This is a genomic window from Terribacillus sp. AE2B 122, assembly GCF_902497585.1.
GTDB classification, from domain to species: Bacteria; Bacillota; Bacilli; order Bacillales; family Amphibacillaceae; genus Terribacillus; species Terribacillus saccharophilus_A.
Window position 1 is genome coordinate 41,743 of sequence record NZ_LR700952.1, and the last position, 16,890, is coordinate 58,632.

Sequence of the window (16,890 nt, forward strand, 5' to 3'; positions counted from 1 at the left end):
ATCCTCCAAAGTAAACAAGGAGAATCGGAAGCACCTTGATTATAGTATCACTCTAGTAAGCTGATGTCAATCACCTTAACGAGAGATTTACAGTGCTTCCGACAATTATTTTGTTTCCTTGTGTATTAGGGTCACCGTTACGGTGTTACAGTTTCAACTTCCTGACCTTCTGTTACTTCTTCAGGTGTATCAAGTTTCGCTTTGATCTTACGGTACTGCGGCATACCAGTACCAGCAGGAACAAGCTTACCAATGATAACATTCTCTTTCAAGCCAAGAAGCTCATCGCGCTTACCTTTGATTGCTGCATCGGTAAGGACACGAGTTGTTTCCTGGAAGGAAGCGGCAGACAAGAAGGAATCCGTTTCTAGAGAAGCTTTCGTAATACCAAGCAATACTGGTTTACCACTTGCTGGCTGGAAGCCTTCTCTTAGGACTTCACGGTTTGCTTCCCGGAATTGATGGATCTCAAGAAGTGAACCTGGCAATACATCTGTTTGACCAGAATCGATAACACGTACTTTACGAAGCATCTGACGAACCATTACTTCAACGTGTTTATCACCGATTTCTACCCCTTGCATCCGGTATACTTTCTGTACTTCTTTTAATAGATACTGCTGAACGCCAGCTACACCGCGAACTCGAAGAAGTTCTTTCGGATCTACAGAACCCTCTGTCAGTTCTTGACCGGCTTCGATTGCGTCACCTTCAGCAACACGCAGGCGTGCACCATAAGGAGCTGTGTAAGTCTTCGTTTCAACTGTACCTTGAATTGTAACCTCTTGCTTCTCTTTTACATCATTGACCTCGATAACTGTTCCTTTGATCTCGGAGATGACAGCTTGACCTTTAGGGTTACGCGCCTCGAACAACTCCTGGATACGCGGCAAACCTTGTGTGATATCGTCACCGGCTACCCCACCTGTGTGGAACGTACGCATTGTAAGCTGTGTTCCTGGTTCACCGATGGATTGTGCAGCGATGATACCGACTGCTTCGCCGACTTCGACGTCGCTGCCAGTTGCAAGGTTGCGGCCGTAACATTTCTTACATGCACCATGCTTCGTGTTACATGTGAAGACAGTACGGATTGCCACTTCTTCGATACCTGCATCTACGATTAGTCTTGCTGTATCTTCGCCGATCAATTCGTTCTTAGCAACGATTACATCACCTGATTCAGGATGTTTGACATTCTCGAACGCTGTACGTCCTACAAGGCGGTCATACAGAGGCTCGATCATTTCAGTTCCTTCAGTCAGTGCACGGACTCTCAGGCTGCGGTCAGTACCACAATCTTCTTCACGGATGATAACATCCTGTGCTACGTCAACAAGACGACGAGTCAAGTAACCGGAATCGGCAGTTTTCAGTGCTGTATCGGCAAGACCTTTACGCGCACCGTGTGTAGAGATGAAGTACTCGAGTACTGTCAGGCCCTCACGGAAACTGGACTTGATCGGCAACTCGATGATTCGTCCTGCCGGGTTGGCCATTAGACCACGCATACCAGCAAGCTGCGTGAAGTTAGATGCGTTACCACGGGCACCGGAATCACTCATCATGAAGATAGGGTTACGGTTGCTCAAGGATTTCATCAGGCGCTCCTGAATGTCATCCTTCGCTTTAGACCAGATAGAGATAACACGGTCATATCGCTCTTCTTCCGTAATCAAACCCCGACGGAACTGTTTCAACACTTTATCCACGCGGGATTGTGCTTCATCAAGGATCTTTGTTTTCTCTTTCAATACAACGATATCAGAGATACCAACCGTAATACCTGCTTTAGTAGAATAACTGAATCCAAGGTCCTTCATGCGGTCAAGCATTTTGGACGTTTCACTGATTTTGAAGCGTTTGAACACTTCCGCGATGATGTCGCCCAGGAAACCTTTCTTGAACGGGGAGATAATGTCGCGTTTCGCGATCTCCTCTTTGATATTCGCACCCTTTTCAACAAAGTAGTGAGCAGGTGTTTTTTCTTCTAAGTTCTCACGAGTCGGTTCGTTCATGTAAGGGAACGAGCTCGGCAAGATTGTATTGAAGATGAGTTTACCTACTGTTGTAAGCAGGATTTGGTTTTTTTGCTCTTCTGTGAACGTTTCATTGTTCAATGAACCGGCATCTACTGCTACACGAGTGTGCAAATGTACATAACCGTTCTGATAAGCAAGCATTGCTTCGTTTACATCTTTGAAGACTTTACCTTCGCCGATAGCATCTTCACGCTCAAGTGTTAGGTAGTAGTTACCTAGTACCATATCCTGAGATGGAGTTACGACTGGTTTACCGTCTTTCGGGTTCAAGATGTTCTGTGCAGCAAGCATAAGGATACGAGCCTCTGCCTGTGCTTCAGCTGATAAAGGAACGTGGACAGCCATCTGGTCACCATCGAAGTCAGCGTTATAAGCTGTACATACTAGCGGGTGAAGACGGATTGCGCGACCTTCTACCAATGTCGGTTCGAATGCCTGGATACCTAGGCGGTGAAGCGTAGGTGCACGGTTAAGCAATACTGGATGCTCACGGATTACTTCTTCGAGCACATCCCAGATTTCCGGATGCAGACGTTCGATTTTCCGTTTCGCAGATTTAATATTATGCGCAAGGCCTTTTTCCACCAATTCTTTCATGATGAATGGTTTGAATAGTTCAAGCGCCATTTCTTTCGGAAGACCACACTGATACATCTTCAGATGCGGACCTACGACGATTACGGAACGTCCGGAATAGTCTACACGTTTACCAAGCAAGTTCTGACGGAAACGTCCTTGTTTACCTTTCAGCATGTGAGAAAGAGATTTCAATGGACGGTTACCAGGACCTGTAACAGGGCGACCGCGACGACCGTTATCGATTAACGCATCAACAGCTTCCTGAAGCATACGTTTTTCGTTTTGTACGATGATGCTAGGTGCACCAAGGTCCAACAAGCGTTTCAGACGGTTGTTCCGGTTTATCACTCGACGATAAAGATCATTCAAGTCAGATGTAGCGAAACGGCCACCATCAAGCTGTACCATTGGACGAAGCTCAGGAGGAATGATCGGAAGTACATCCAACACCATCCAAGAAGGTTCGTTTCCAGAGTGACGGAATGCTTCCATTACTTCCAAGCGCTTAATCGCACGCGTTCTGCGCTGACCTTGTGCTGTTTTCAATTCTTCGCGAAGTGCTTCCACTTCTTTCTCCAATTCGATATCTTGAAGAAGCTTACGGATTGCTTCGGCACCCATTTGAGCTTGGAACGTGTTACCGTATTTTTCACGATAGAGGCGATATTCTTTCTCAGAAAGAAGCTGCTTCTTCTCAAGTGCTGTATCACCAGCATCTGTCACGATGTACGCTGCAAAGTAGATAACTTCTTCCAACGCACGAGGAGACATATCCAGTACAAGACCCATACGGCTCGGAATACCTTTGAAGTACCAAATGTGAGACACAGGAGCTGCTAGCTCGATGTGTCCCATACGCTCACGGCGTACTTTGGCTTTGGTAACTTCTACGCCACAACGATCACATACAACGCCTTTATAGCGAACGCGTTTGTATTTACCGCAATGACATTCCCAGTCTTTTTGAGGACCGAAGATGCGCTCACAGAACAAACCGTCTTTTTCAGGCTTTAACGTACGATAGTTGATCGTTTCCGGCTTTTTAACTTCTCCATAAGACCATGAACGAATCTTATCAGGTGAAGCCAAACCTATTTTCATAAACTCAAAATTATTTACATCTATCAAGGGGCCTACCTCCCTTTTAGTATCCCGTTACTGCTATGCAGTCGATGTTGTGCCGCCTTACCCTTCCTGTACATCAAGATTGATGCGGTCAGGTGCTTGCGTCTCGTCTTCATCTTCGAGTTCTCTTAATTCTACTTCTTCTTCTTAACCGTTGAGGATTTTAACATCCATACCAAGACTCTGAAGCTCTTTAATTAATACTTTAAATGATTCTGGTACACCTGGTTCTGGTACATTATCGCCTTTAACAATAGCTTCATATGTCTTCACACGACCGACAACGTCATCGGATTTAACTGTAAGAATCTCTTGCAAGGTATATGCTGCACCATAAGCTTCAAGTGCCCAAACCTCCATCTCACCAAAACGCTGTCCACCGAACTGTGCTTTACCACCAAGCGGCTGCTGCGTTACTAGTGAATATGGACCTGTAGAACGTGCATGCAGCTTGTCATCAACCATGTGCGCAAGCTTGATCATGTACGATACGCCGACAGAGACACGGTTGTCGAATGGTTCACCGGATCTTCCATCATAAAGGACTGTCTTCGCGTCACGCGGCATACCAGCTTCTTCTAGCGTTTCCCAAACATCTTCCTCACGCGCACCATCAAATACTGGTGTTGCAACGTGGATGCCCAGTGCACGAGCTGCCATACCCAAGTGAAGCTCAAACACCTGTCCGATATTCATACGTGATGGTACCCCTAGTGGGTTAAGCATGATATCAACTGGTGTGCCATCTGGCATGAATGGCATATCCTCTTCTGGAAGTATCTTAGAGATAACCCCTTTGTTACCGTGACGTCCAGCCATCTTATCCCCTTCAGAAATCTTACGTTTCTGAACGATATAAGCACGTACAAGCTGGTTTACACCTGGTGGTAATTCATCGCCATCTTCACGGTTGAAGATCTTAACATCCAATACGATACCGCCGGCACCATGAGGTACACGAAGAGAAGTATCACGAACTTCACGAGCCTTCTCACCGAAGATCGCATGCAATAGGCGTTCTTCTGCAGATAGCTCAGTTACACCTTTAGGCGTTACTTTACCAACAAGCAAATCACCATCAGAAACTTCAGCACCAACACGGATGATTCCGCGCTCGTCAAGGTTCTTCAGTGCGTCTTCCCCTACGTTAGGAATATCGCGTGTGATTTCTTCTGGTCCTAGCTTTGTATCACGTGCTTCAGACTCATATTCCTCGATATGGATAGATGTGTAAACATCATCTTTCACAAGGCGTTCGCTCATGATGATAGCATCCTCGTAGTTGTAACCTTCCCATGTCATGAAGGCAACAAGAACGTTACGTCCAAGTGCAAGCTCTCCATCCTGCATGGAAGGTCCATCGGCAAGGATTTCACCTTTTGTCACACGGTCGCCTACGCTGACGATCGGACGTTGGTTATAGCAAGTTCCTTGGTTGGAACGATTGAATTTCTGCAGACGATAACGATCTGTATCGCCTTTCACTTCACTGCCGCCTACTTCTGTTACACGGCGCACAATGATTTCTTTCGCTTCAACGCGCTCTACAATACCTTCTGCGCGGCAGATAACAGCTGCACCGGAGTCTTTTCCGGATACATATTCCATACCAGTACCTACGATCGGTGCTTCTGGCTGCATCAACGGTACTGCTTGTCGCTGCATGTTCGCACCCATCAATGCGCGGTTGGAGTCATCATTTTCCAAGAACGGGATACATGCTGTCGCAGCAGATACAACCTGTTTCGGTGATACGTCCATGTAATCGATACGTTCACGAGCTACGATTGTATTCTCCTCACGGAAACGAGCAACGACTTCTTCGTTTGCGAAGCCGCCATCTTCTGTTAGCGGAGAGTTTGCCTGTGCGATAACGTAGTTATCCTGCTCATCGGCAGTAAGGTAATCAATATGTTCCGTTACAAGGTTTGTCTCCGGATCAACACGACGGTAAGGTGTCTCGATGAAACCGAATTTGTTCACTTTCGCATAAGTGGAAAGGGAGTTGATCAAACCAATGTTCGGACCCTCTGGCGTTTCGATCGGACACATTCTTCCATAGTGGGAGTAGTGTACGTCACGAACTTCAAAGCCAGCACGTTCCCGAGTCAAACCACCAGGCCCCAAAGCAGAAAGACGACGTTTATGCGTCAATTCACCTAGCGGATTCGTCTGGTCCATGAACTGGGAAAGCTGGGAGCTTCCGAAGAATTCTTTAATAGATGCAATCACCGGGCGGATATTGATCAGCTGCTGCGGTGTGATTGCTGACGTATCCTGAATGGACATACGCTCGCGTACCACACGTTCCATACGGGATAGACCAATACGGAATTGGTTTTGCAGCAATTCACCTACTGAACGCAATCTTCTGTTACCAAGGTGATCGATGTCATCTGTGTCGCCAACTTCATACAATAGGTTAAAGAAGTAGCTGACTGCTGCTACGATGTCAGCAGGGTCCAGATTCTTCACACTGTCATCAACTGTAGCATTACCAGTGACACTTAGTGTACGTTCGCCTTCTGGATCAGTTGGGTCGACGATTTTAATTGTTTGCACGACAATCTGATCTTGTACTACACCGTCATGCGGCTCCAAGATATTCTCGCCGAACTTGCCGTTTGAACCGTCAAGATAAGGAAGAATCTTATCAAGCAGACGACGATCTAACTTATCGCCTTTTTGTGCAAGTACTTCACCAGTCTCTTCATCGACGATTGGCTGTGCCAATGTCTGGTTGAACAAACGGTTTTTAATATGAAGCTTTTTGTTCATTTTGTAGCGGCCTACATGTGCTAGGTCATAGCGTTTTGGATCGAAGAAACGAGAAACAAGCAAGCTTTTCGCGTTCTCTACAGTAGGCGGCTCTCCTGGACGAAGACGCTCGTAGATTTCAAGCAATGCTTTTTCAGTAGTTTCTGTGTTATCTTTCTCCAATGTGTTACGCAAGTACTCATTCTCACCAATCAAATCGATGATTTCCTGATCACTTCCGAATCCAAGCGCACGAAGCAAGACAGTGATAGGAAGTTTACGTGTACGGTCGATACGGACATGGACTACATCCTTCGCATCCGTCTCGAACTCAAGCCATGCACCACGGTTCGGAATAACAGTTGCCGTATGGCCACGTTTTCCGTTCTTGTCGAATTTCTCACTGAAATAAACACTAGGGGAGCGAACAAGCTGTGATACGATAACGCGTTCAGCACCGTTGATGATGAACGTTCCTGTATCTGTCATCAATGGGAAGTCACCCATGAATACTTCCTGTTCTTTTACTTCGCCTGTCTCGTTATTCAACAAACGGACTTTCACACGAAGCGGAGCGTTATAGGTAACGTCTCTTTCTTTTGCTTCATCTACTGGATATTTCGGTTCGCCAAGGCTATAGTCGACAAATTCCAGCGATAAATTACCCGCGAAATCCTCGATCGGGGAAATATCCTGGAACATCTCTCGTAATCCTTCTTCTAAGAACCATTCATAAGAAGCGGTTTGAATCTCGATAAGATTCGGTAACTCTAGCACTTCACTAATACGTGCATAGCTTCTGCGCTGGCGGTGTCGTCCATACTGAACTACTTGACCTGTCAACAGCTTCACCCCTCAAATCAAACATTAGTAATGTATTCAAGCTGCAATCCGTAGACTGCAGTAAATCAACATCCTGCAGCAGAAATCTCCTGCTGTGAGTCTCTCACTTGACCGACCTTTTTCGGATGAAGGTCTGCCTGAATTGCCGGAATGCCGATTGACTTTCCAAGCAATAAATTATATATTGTAGCTAACATAAATGAATCGCCACAATATTTGCATTGTTCACATCTTCTGTTTACATAGAAAAGCATTCGCATAAATACGAATGTGATGTGAATGTTGTAATGAAACGGGCTTCCCTTCCTGTTTAACAGAAATCAGAAAGTGGTATAGTTCCAACAGCGTAACACTCCTACTGTCCTTCCTGCGCCGCCTTCAAGCTAAAAACGAAAAAGGTTTTTACATAAAAACCGTTAAAAATTCAGCTTGCTAGCTCCTCCGAATGGCGACATAACCCTGATCATACATATTTAGATAAAATCGACGAAGGCAAAAACATAATAATGATAGCAGTCTTGCCAAGCGGCCGACAGTTTAAACACGATTCTCTAAGAAAATTATAATCCTCTCCGAGTATCGTTATCTATTGGCATTTTACAATACTACCACAAGCATTTATGCGAGTCAATCTTTTTTAGCTAATAGAATGTAATAGCCCTTTTCCTTCTTGACGATTTCACACGAGCCGAAAAGCTGATTCAATTTTTCCTGAGCAGATGGGGCGCCTTGTTTCTTTTGAATGACAACCCAGAGCTCTCCTTGAGGAAGCAGCGCTTGGTAGCTCTCTTCAAATAACTGATGTACAACCTTCTTGCCTGCTCGGATTGGAGGGTTAGTAGCAATTGCCGCGAACTTTCGGTCCGAATAAGCGGTTAAGCGATCACTCACATAAAAATGCGTATTATTCGCTCCATTCGCCTCAGCATTCTGTTTCGCAAGTGATACCGCGCGCTCATTAACGTCACTCATCACAATCGCGCGATTTGCGAATGCTTTCGCAAATGAAATGCCGATCGGTCCATATCCACAGCCAAGATCCAGTATATCCCCTTCTATTTCAGGCTCCCTGAAGACATCAATCAAAATCCTGGAACCAAAATCCACTTCTTTCTTGGAGAATACCCCGGTATCCGAAGTGAACACAAGTTCATTGCCTTTTAAAGTGAATCGCCATGTAGCAGGAGCACTTTTAGATTGCGGCTGATTGGTATAATAATGATCCGACATAATTGGTCACCTTCTTTATTCAGGATCCATTCACGATTGCCATGGAGAGATAGATAAAAGGAAAGCTCGCCCGAAGGCGAGCTTTCTTGTTATTACTTAACTTCTACAGAAGCTCCAGCTTCTTCAAGTTTAGCTTTAAGTTCTTCAGCATCAGCTTTAGAAACGCCTTCTTTGATGTTTCCAGGAGCGTTATCTACAAGATCTTTAGCATCTTTAAGACCTAGACCAGTTGCTTCGCGTACAGCTTTAACAACTTTGATTTTAGAAGCGCCAGCGCTTGTAAGAACAACGTTAAATTCAGTTTGCTCTTCAGCAGCTTCAGCAGCTCCGCCACCAGCTACAGCTACAGGAGCTGCAGCAGTTACGCCGAATTCTTCTTCGATAGCTTTAACAAGATCGTTCAATTCTAGAACGGACATACCTTTAATCTCTTCAATGATTGTCTCTTTAGACATGATATTTCCTCCTTGGGGAATGTTTTATTTTGTTTTGAAGTCTCAGGCAGCCTTAAGCGCCTTGCTCTTCTTTTTGTTCTGCGATTGCTTTCGCAGCGTATGCGAAGTTGCGAACTGGTGCTTGTAGCACGCTAAGCAACATAGAAAGCAAACCTTCGTAGTTCGGTAGATCTGCAAGTTCTTTAACTTGCTCTACAGAAGCCACGTTGCCTTGGATGACACCAGCTTTGATTTCTAGTGCTTCGTTCTTTTTCGCGAAGTCGTTCAAGATCTTAGCAGGAGCAATTACATCTTCATTACTGAAGGCAATAGCAGTTGGGCCTGTCAAGTTCTCGTCTAGTTCTGTCAAACCAGCAACTTCCGTAGCACGGCGAGTCAATGTGTTTTTGTAGACTTTGAAATCCACACCAGCTTCACGAAGCTGTTTGCGTAGTTCAGTCACCTCAGAAACAGTAAGACCACGGTAGTCTACTACGATTGTAGATTGGCTCGCTTGGAATTTCTCAGCGATTTCAGTTACAACCTGTTGCTTTTGTTCGATGATCTTGGACATATGTTCCACCTCCTGTTAGCTTGTTCACCATTATACCTGGAGTTAACATGAAAAATGCCTCCATTCGACATGGAGGCATGATCACAAGGAACAGTCGGAACAGACTGCCTTTATATCTCACACACCTCGGCAGGAGATTAAGCCCTAGGGCACCTGCTGTCTTAGGTATAACGTTTATTAGATTTTAACCACAGTTGATTATATAGTGTTTCCAATTAGATGTCAACAGACAATTAACGGAATGGTGCTACGTCAACTTTGATTCCAGGACCCATAGTAGAAGCGATTGCTACGTTCTTCATGTAAAGGCCTTTGGAAGCTTGTGGTTTAACTTTAATAAGTTGTTCGATCAATGCAACAAGGTTTTCTTCCAATTTCTCTTCAGAGAAGGAAGCTTTACCGATTGGTACATGGATGTTGGACTGTTTGTCAACGCGGTACTCAACTTTACCAGCTTTGATTTCCTGGATAGCTTTTTCTACGTCAAATGTAACAGTTCCAGTTTTAGGGTTAGGCATAAGACCTTTTGGTCCTAGTACACGGCCCAATTTACCAACTTCAGCCATCATGTCCGGAGTTGCAACGATAACGTCGAAATCGAACCAGCCTCCGTTGATTTTCGCGATTAGATCTTGTTCGCCTACGAAGTCAGCACCAGCAGCTTCCGCTTCTTTTGCTTTATCGCCTTTAGCGAATACCAATACGCGTTGAGATTTACCAGTACCGTGCGGCAATACCATTGCGCCACGAATTTGCTGGTCAGCTTTCTTAGGGTCTACTCCCAAACGGAAAGCAGCTTCGATTGTTTCGTCAAATTTAGCAGTAGCTGTCTTTTTGACAAGCTCAACAGCTTCTTTTACTTCGTACAATGCTGTACGGTCAACAAGCTTAAGTGCTTCTTGTTTCTTTTTGCTTTTTACAGCCATTTCCTTTTCCTCCTCGGATTGTGGTTTTAACGGTAGGACCTCCCACTTGTTAAAGCGGAGCGGACAAGTGTCCGCTGTCAGCCGGGAAATGCCGGCTTTTAAAAAGGCTGCGAAATGGTATACTCCATTCACGCAACCTCGTCAGTTTCTATGATTGAATCAGAATTAGTCTTCGATGACAATTCCCATACTGCGAGCAGTACCTTCAACCATACGCATTGCTGATTCAACGTTTGCAGCATTCAAGTCAGGCATTTTTGATTCCGCAATCTCTTTTACTACATCGCGTTTAACTGTAGCAACTTTGTTACGGTTCGGTTCGCCTGAACCTGATTCGATACCAGCTGCTTTCTTAAGCAAGACTGCAGCAGGCGGAGTTTTAGTGATGAATGTAAATGAACGGTCTTCGAATACCGTGATTTCAACTGGAATGATCAAGCCAGCTTGCTCTTGCGTGCGGGCGTTAAATTCCTTACAGAATCCCATGATGTTCACACCTGCTTGACCTAGTGCCGGTCCAACTGGTGGAGCTGGATTCGCTTTAGCTGCAGGGATCTGCAATTTCACAACTTTGATTACTTTTTTAGCCACGAGACACACCTCCTTAAGTCCGTGATGTGGTAATAGGGTTTTTCACCCTCCCACTCAACATGTCTGTATAGCTATATATTATAGACTATAGTCATTAACATTAAGATTCTAGCATTTATCTATAAACAATGCAAGGGGCTTCCAAATAAATTCCGATTGCAGGATTATAATTTCTCGATTTGTGAGAAATCAAGCTCCACTGGCGTTTCCCGTCCGAACATATTTACATGAACTTTCACTTTCTGTTTATCCATGTCGATATTTTCGATTGTTCCAGTAAAGTCGTTGAACGGTCCATCAGTAACACGAACACTTTCCTTCTCTTCGAAGTCGAATTCTGTAAGTGTCTCTTCCATGCCCATCCGTTTGAGGATTACTTCGACTTCTTCCTCCAAAAGCGGTGTCGGCTTGGAACCTGAACCCGTGGATCCGACGAAACCAGTTACGCCCGGTGTATTACGAACTACATACCAGGAATCATCCGTCATGACCATTTCAGTCAATACGTAACCAGGGAAGACTTTCTTCATCGCTGTCTTACGTTTACCGTTCTTGATTTCTGTCTCTTCATCCTCAGGAACAACGACGCGGAAGATTTTATCTTCCATTCCCATGGAATCGAGTCTTTTCTCAAGGTTGGCCTTTACTTTATTTTCATATCCAGAATAAGTGTGTACGACATACCATCTTTTTTCCATGCTGTCAGGACAAGCGCTTGTCCTTCCCTCCCTTTGGTTTAGTTATTGTCGATGCTGGGCAAAAAGACCAATTTAAAAAACCCGTACAGAACGGGTTTTTTTCTACGAGCAATATTTAATACCATTATAGCATATATCAGCGGGCATTATTCAAAAGAATAAATTTAAAATCTCAGAGATCCCTAAATCAACTAAACCGAAGAATATAGCAGCGAACACGACTGTTAAAACTGTCACGATCGTATAGCGATATAGTTCTTTACCGGTTGGCCAGCTTACCTTCTTCATCTCTTTAGATACATTTTTCAAAAACGTAACAGGATTCATGGTACTACCCCCAAACTCTCGCCGACAGGCATTGTTGTCTATTTTGTCTCCCGATGGACAGTATGCTTGTCGCATCGTTTGCAGAATTTCCTAGTCTCTAAGCGTTCTGATTGATTCCCACTCTTTGCTGTGGAATAATTGCGGCTCAAACATTCCGAGCACGCTAATGTAACTGATTTACGCAAAACTCTTCACCCTCTCGGGTATTTTGACACAATTTTACTGTAGCACGCATGAAAAGGCTTGTCAACGAGGCTTATAGCGTTACTTCGCTGATTTCAAGATAACGCTCAAGCTTTCGCTTCACACGCTGCAGGGCATTATCAATCGATTTGACATGCCGCTTCAATTCCTCAGAAATCTCTTGATAAGATCTGCCGTCCAGATAGAGAGCCAATACCTGTCTCTCTAGTTCACTGAGCAGCTGCGCCATCTTCTGCTCCATATCAAGGAACCGTTCCTGATTGATCAAGACGTCTTGCGGATCACCCGCTTTAGAGCTGACTATGATATCAAGCAGAGTCCTGTCGGATTCCTCATCATAGATTGGCTTGTCCAGCGATACATAAGAATTAAGCGGAATATGCTTCTGTCTTGTCGCCGTCTTGATTGCTGTGATGATCTGCCTGGTCACACAAAGTTCGGCGAACGCCTTGAATGAAGCAAGCTTCTCTCCATTAAAATCACGGATGGCCTTATAAAGACCAATCATCCCTTCCTGGACAATGTCTTCCCGGTCGGCTCCAATCAGAAAATACGTACGAGCTTTCGCTCTGACAAAATTTCGATACTTGTTAATCAGAAAATCTAGGGCATCAACATGACCTGCTTTGACTAAATCTACAAGAACACTATCTTCCATCACTGCGTAATCCTGGTCTACCGTCCGTTGCTTGACAATTGTCACTTAAGGATTCCCCCTGACCATGTATACCGCGAATTCATAGGGTCATTATACAGGCGGTCTAAATAACCGTCAATATACTACTTTGGCTATTTCTTCCTTCTGCGCCATGCTTCGAGTGTTTCCCTCACTTCGGGTTTTAAAGGGATTTTTGGCGGAAATTGTCGAGTATTGTACTCCCTGATTTCCTGGTCGATCTCCCGCTCGATTTGCTTTATCTCCAGATATAGTTCTCTGGAAGATTTACGGAGTGCCCCTTGCCCAAATATAGTACGCTGTTCTGCATAATCCGAAGTTGCAACGTAAACTTGTGTCTTGACATTTTTCAACGTTTTAATCAGTTTTTCGATATGGTCATCCGCCGTCTCTTTTTCTTTTGTATAGAGAACTTCTACTTTATAATTTTCGTATTTTTTCTCCAATCCCCTCACATGATAGGCATCGAATACGACAATTACCCGATGACCTGTGTAAGCCTGATACTCGGCCAGCTTCTCGATCAGCAGCTGGCGGGACTGTTCAAAATCTTTATGGCGGAGTGCATGCAGTTCTTCCCATGCCCCGATGACGTTATAGCCATCGACCACTAATATGTCCATCTTTATTCCCCTAGGGGATGACGCTGACGGTTTACTTCATACATGAGAAGACTTGCCGCGACACTTGCATTAAGGGAAGTGACTTTACCATGCATAGGAAGCGAAACTGTCCAATCACATTTCTCCCGAACAAGCCTGCTGATACCTTTTCCTTCATTTCCGATTACAAGGGCAATTGCTCCGACTGCATCCAGACGACGATAATCAATCGCACCTTCTGCTGCCGTACCAGCAACCCAAACATTCCGTTCCTTCAAATGATCAATCGTCTGCGCCAGATTCGTCACGCGGGCGACCGGAATATACTCGATAGCTCCTGCAGACGTCTTGGCTACTGTAGCGGTCAAGCTGACTGAACGCCGCTTCGGAATGATGACGCCATGCGCTCCGACAGCATCTGCTGTACGCAGAATAGAACCAAGATTGTGCGGATCCTCCATTTCATCAAGGATGATGAAGAACGGCTGCTCTCCCCGTTCCTCTGCTACGCGGAATAGATCATCCACTGAGCTGTATTCATATGCTGCCACCGAAGCAACAATCCCTTGGTGAGCACCCTCGATCAATTGATCCAGTTTTCGTTTCGGTACTTTCTGCACGATTGTACCGCTTGTCTTTGCGAGTTCCTGTATCGACTGCCATGTTTTTGGCTGCAAATGCTCCGAAACCATGATTTTATTAATTGAACGGCCAGACCGCAATGCTTCCGTTACAGGGTTTTTTCCGATTATCCATTCATCTGCCATGCTGCTGACTCCTTTCTTCTACATGTTTGATAGCTGCTTGTATAAGGATTTCAAGACGATCTGTATCTTCCAGCAGATAGTGATACCCAATAAGCGCTTCAAAGCCTGTGCTGTATCTGTAAGTCTGTACATCCGTATTTTTAGGCACCGTACCGGACTTGGCATTACGCCCTCTCCGAAAGACTGCTTGTTCTTCCTCCGACAGCATGTCCTGCTCGAGCCAATCACGGATCACTTTCGCTTGTGATTTTGCAGAAACGAAGGTGACCGCTGCGTGGTGCAGCTGATTTGGTTTTACTTCTCCTTTTTGCAGAAGATGCCGGCGGACATAAATCTCATAAACAGCGTCTCCCATATAAGCGAGCGCCAAACTTTTCATTTGTTTCACGTCCATGCATTATCCTCTTTTCCAGCGCGTACCTTGTGATGTATCCTCAAGAATGATATTTTTCTCCTTAAGCAAGTCACGAATCCGGTCTGCTTCCTGGAAGTCACGATTCTTGCGGGCTTCCACACGCTGCGTGAGCAAGCCTTCTATTTCATCATCCAGCAATTCTGCCTCTGCAGCAAATTGGATACCAAGCACACTGCCGAGCTCTTCGAACGCTTTTATAAATGCTTCGATAACCTGTTCGGATGTTTGCTCCTGCTGCAAGTAAACATTTGCTTCTTTAGCAAGATCGAATAGGACGGAAATAGCGTTGGCTGTGTTGAAATCATCATCCATTTCTTCCTCAAAGCGATTTTTAAGCTCTTGGATCGTTCCCACTACACCATTTGCATTATTATCCTGATTTGTGCTCGCAGCTTTTCTGTGCTGCAGATTATCGTAAGCATTTTTAATTCGTGCCAAGCCAGTCTTTGCACTTTCCAATAATTCATCCGTGAAATTGATTGGATTGCGGTAATGAACGCTTAGCATGAAGAATCGCAATACTTGCGGATCATGTTTCTTGATCAAATCATGTGCAAGGATGAAGTTGCCCAGTGACTTGGACATTTTCTCGTTATCAATATTGATGTGCCCGTTGTGCATCCAATAGTTCGCAAATGACTTCCCATTAAGGGCCTCTGATTGAGCTATTTCATTTTCATGGTGCGGGAAAGTAAGGTCAGTTCCGCCTGCATGAATATCGATTGTGTCACCAAGATGTTTTTTCACCATCGCGGAGCATTCAATGTGCCAGCCCGGACGTCCTTCACCCCATGGCGTTTCCCATGAAATCTCTCCTGGCTTTGCATTTTTCCATAGGGCAAAATCAAGTGGATCGTCCTTCTGCTCACCAACACGAATGCGGGCACCCGAGCGCAATTCGTCAATGGACTGATGCGACAACTTACCGTAACCATCAAAGGAACGTGTGCGGAAGTAGACATCGCCTTCGGATACATACGCATACCCTTTATTAATCAAACCTTGCACAAAATCTATAATCTCTTCCATACTCTCCGTTACACGGGGGTGGAGCGCACCTTCTTTGACTCCAAGTGCAGATGTATCTTCCTGATAAGCCTGGATGAATTTCTCTGCAACCGCGTAAACATCTTCGCCCATCTCTTTCGCTGCATTGATGATTTTGTCATCAACATCTGTGAAGTTCATGACATATGTGACATCATAACCGCGATATTCAAGATAGCGGCGGACTGTATCGAATACAATCGGTGGTCTTGCGTTTCCGATATGAATATAGTTATAAACAGTTGGGCCGCAAACGTACATGCTTACCTTTCCTTCTTCAAGCGGTACAAATGGCTCCTTATTACGGCTCAATGTATTATAAATTTTTACCGACATGCTGCTTCTCTCCTTTTGCTGCGGCTAATTCCCGCTGTAGTTCTTTAATTTCCAGATCCATTTTCCTTAGCTTCTCCGCAACTGGGTCCGGCAAATCCTGATGATCCAGATCTCTTCTAATACGTTCACCGTCTTTGATGACGACACGTCCAGGGATTCCGACTACGGTCGAACAATCCGGAACATCATGCAGGACCACAGAACCTGCACCTATCTTCGAGTTGGCACCAATCGTAATCGAACCTAACACTTTAGCTCCTGTCGCGATAAGTGCATTGTCTTTGACGGTCGGATGTCGTTTGCCTTTTTCTTTCCCCGTCCCCCCTAAAGTCACGCCTTGGAAGATCGTTACATTATCACCGATTTCGCACGTTTCACCTATGACAACGCCCATGCCGTGATCGATGAAGAATCGTCTGCCGATCGTGGCTCCAGGATGTATTTCAATACCGGTGAAGAAACGGCTCACTTGTGAAACAACACGGGCAAGGAAATAGAATTTGTGCTTGTAGAATTGGTGTGCAATTCGGTGTGCCCAAATGGCATGCAAGCCGGAATACGTTAGGATAACTTCCAGATAAGAGCGAGCAGCTGGATCCTGGTCGAAGACTACCATAACATCCTCTTTCAGCATCTTGAAAAATCCCATTTTCCCCTTCCTTTCCGCTTCTACCGTTTCACGAAAAAAAGCGCCCCTGTACAATGACAGAGACGCTT

Annotated in this window: 16 protein-coding genes, 1 pseudogene and 2 other annotated features (1 of these 19 only partly in view); all 17 genes and pseudogenes read right to left on the reverse strand. The window is 45.1% G+C overall.

What is annotated here, in order from left to right; genetic code table 11:
- Positions 1–137 precede the first annotated feature (137 nt).
- Positions 138–3,749 carry a DNA-directed RNA polymerase subunit beta' gene (rpoC, locus tag AE2B122_RS18175; protein WP_095220647.1) on the reverse strand — a complete coding sequence of 1,204 codons (3,612 nt, stop codon included), beginning with the start codon at positions 3,747–3,749 and terminating at the stop codon, positions 138–140.
- Positions 3,750–3,806: 57 nt separating this feature from the next.
- A pseudogene (gene rpoB / locus AE2B122_RS18180) lies at positions 3,807–7,346 on the reverse strand (DNA-directed RNA polymerase subunit beta).
- A 65-nt stretch (positions 7,347–7,411) separates the two neighbouring features.
- Positions 7,412–7,543 (reverse strand): hypothetical protein, encoded by a 132-nt coding sequence (locus AE2B122_RS19400; protein WP_255212186.1) that lies wholly within the window; start codon positions 7,541–7,543, stop codon positions 7,412–7,414.
- Between the two features lie 430 nt (positions 7,544–7,973).
- Complete coding sequence (locus tag AE2B122_RS18185) at positions 7,974–8,576, reverse strand: class I SAM-dependent methyltransferase (RefSeq protein WP_175074962.1); 603 nt, start codon at positions 8,574–8,576, stop codon at positions 7,974–7,976.
- Between the two features lie 92 nt (positions 8,577–8,668).
- Positions 8,669–9,031, reverse strand: coding sequence for a 50S ribosomal protein L7/L12 (rplL, locus tag AE2B122_RS18190; RefSeq protein ID WP_095220645.1), 363 nt, complete (start codon positions 9,029–9,031; stop codon positions 8,669–8,671).
- A gap of 52 nt (positions 9,032–9,083) precedes the next feature.
- Entirely contained in the window at positions 9,084–9,584 is a 501-nt protein-coding gene (gene rplJ, locus AE2B122_RS18195; protein ID WP_038565146.1) for a 50S ribosomal protein L10, read from the reverse strand.
- A 40-nt stretch (positions 9,585–9,624) separates the two neighbouring features.
- Positions 9,625–9,768, reverse strand: a sequence feature (ribosomal protein L10 leader region).
- Between the two features lie 49 nt (positions 9,769–9,817).
- Positions 9,818–10,510 carry a 50S ribosomal protein L1 gene (gene rplA / locus AE2B122_RS18200; RefSeq protein WP_095220644.1) on the reverse strand — a complete coding sequence of 231 codons (693 nt, stop codon included), beginning with the start codon at positions 10,508–10,510 and terminating at the stop codon, positions 9,818–9,820.
- 165 nt (positions 10,511–10,675) lie between these two features.
- Complete coding sequence (gene rplK, locus AE2B122_RS18205; protein WP_038565141.1) at positions 10,676–11,101, reverse strand: 50S ribosomal protein L11; 426 nt, start codon at positions 11,099–11,101, stop codon at positions 10,676–10,678.
- A 164-nt stretch (positions 11,102–11,265) separates the two neighbouring features.
- Positions 11,266–11,799 (reverse strand): transcription termination/antitermination protein NusG, encoded by a 534-nt coding sequence (nusG, locus tag AE2B122_RS18210; RefSeq protein WP_038565138.1) that lies wholly within the window; start codon positions 11,797–11,799, stop codon positions 11,266–11,268.
- Positions 11,800–11,949: 150 nt separating this feature from the next.
- On the reverse strand, positions 11,950–12,126 hold the full coding sequence (secE, locus tag AE2B122_RS18215; protein ID WP_038565135.1) for a preprotein translocase subunit SecE: 177 nt from the start codon (positions 12,124–12,126) through the stop codon (positions 11,950–11,952).
- 38 nt (positions 12,127–12,164) lie between these two features.
- Positions 12,165–12,311 (reverse strand): 50S ribosomal protein L33, encoded by a 147-nt coding sequence (gene rpmG / locus AE2B122_RS18220; RefSeq protein ID WP_084160788.1) that lies wholly within the window; start codon positions 12,309–12,311, stop codon positions 12,165–12,167.
- A 71-nt stretch (positions 12,312–12,382) separates the two neighbouring features.
- Positions 12,383–13,033, reverse strand: a complete 651-nt coding sequence (sigH, locus tag AE2B122_RS18225) for an RNA polymerase sporulation sigma factor SigH (protein WP_095220643.1) — start codon at positions 13,031–13,033, stop codon at positions 12,383–12,385.
- An 86-nt stretch (positions 13,034–13,119) separates the two neighbouring features.
- A complete protein-coding gene (locus tag AE2B122_RS18230; protein WP_095272829.1) occupies positions 13,120–13,629 on the reverse strand; it encodes an NYN domain-containing protein in 510 nt (169 codons plus the stop codon).
- 2 nt (positions 13,630–13,631) lie between these two features.
- A complete protein-coding gene (gene rlmB / locus AE2B122_RS18235) occupies positions 13,632–14,375 on the reverse strand; it encodes a 23S rRNA (guanosine(2251)-2'-O)-methyltransferase RlmB (RefSeq protein ID WP_095220641.1) in 744 nt (247 codons plus the stop codon).
- Positions 14,365–14,769, reverse strand: a complete 405-nt coding sequence (locus AE2B122_RS18240; RefSeq protein ID WP_095220640.1) for a Mini-ribonuclease 3 — start codon at positions 14,767–14,769, stop codon at positions 14,365–14,367. Before AE2B122_RS18240 ends, rlmB begins: the two co-directional genes overlap by 11 nt.
- Before the next feature lie 3 nt (positions 14,770–14,772).
- Complete coding sequence (cysS, locus tag AE2B122_RS18245; RefSeq protein ID WP_095272827.1) at positions 14,773–16,173, reverse strand: cysteine--tRNA ligase; 1,401 nt, start codon at positions 16,171–16,173, stop codon at positions 14,773–14,775.
- Entirely contained in the window at positions 16,154–16,822 is a 669-nt protein-coding gene (gene cysE / locus AE2B122_RS18250; RefSeq protein ID WP_175074963.1) for a serine O-acetyltransferase, read from the reverse strand. The genes cysS and cysE overlap by 20 nt, the downstream gene beginning before the upstream one ends.
- A 55-nt stretch (positions 16,823–16,877) precedes the next feature.
- Positions 16,878–16,890: a binding site (T-box leader), on the reverse strand (it continues 207 nt past the right edge of the window).

Coding starts and splice junctions, on each gene's coding strand:
- AE2B122_RS18230 (WP_095272829.1), bottom strand. CDS start 13,629: ATGGACATATTAGTGGTCGATGGCTATAACGTCATCGGGGCATGGGAA.
- rplL (WP_095220645.1), bottom strand. CDS start 9,031: ATGTCTAAAGAGACAATCATTGAAGAGATTAAAGGTATGTCCGTTCTA.
- AE2B122_RS19400 (WP_255212186.1), bottom strand. CDS start 7,543: ATGTTAGCTACAATATATAATTTATTGCTTGGAAAGTCAATCGGCATT.
- rplJ (WP_038565146.1), bottom strand. CDS start 9,584: ATGTCCAAGATCATCGAACAAAAGCAACAGGTTGTAACTGAAATCGCT.
- rlmB (WP_095220641.1), bottom strand. CDS start 14,375: ATGGCAGATGAATGGATAATCGGAAAAAACCCTGTAACGGAAGCATTG.
- rplA (WP_095220644.1), bottom strand. CDS start 10,510: ATGGCTGTAAAAAGCAAAAAGAAACAAGAAGCACTTAAGCTTGTTGAC.
- cysE (WP_175074963.1), bottom strand. CDS start 16,822: ATGGGATTTTTCAAGATGCTGAAAGAGGATGTTATGGTAGTCTTCGAC.
- cysS (WP_095272827.1), bottom strand. CDS start 16,173: ATGTCGGTAAAAATTTATAATACATTGAGCCGTAATAAGGAGCCATTT.
- AE2B122_RS18185 (WP_175074962.1), bottom strand. CDS start 8,576: ATGTCGGATCATTATTATACCAATCAGCCGCAATCTAAAAGTGCTCCT.
- AE2B122_RS18240 (WP_095220640.1), bottom strand. CDS start 14,769: ATGGACGTGAAACAAATGAAAAGTTTGGCGCTCGCTTATATGGGAGAC.
- nusG (WP_038565138.1), bottom strand. CDS start 11,799: ATGGAAAAAAGATGGTATGTCGTACACACTTATTCTGGATATGAAAAT.
- secE (WP_038565135.1), bottom strand. CDS start 12,126: ATGAATCCTGTTACGTTTTTGAAAAATGTATCTAAAGAGATGAAGAAG.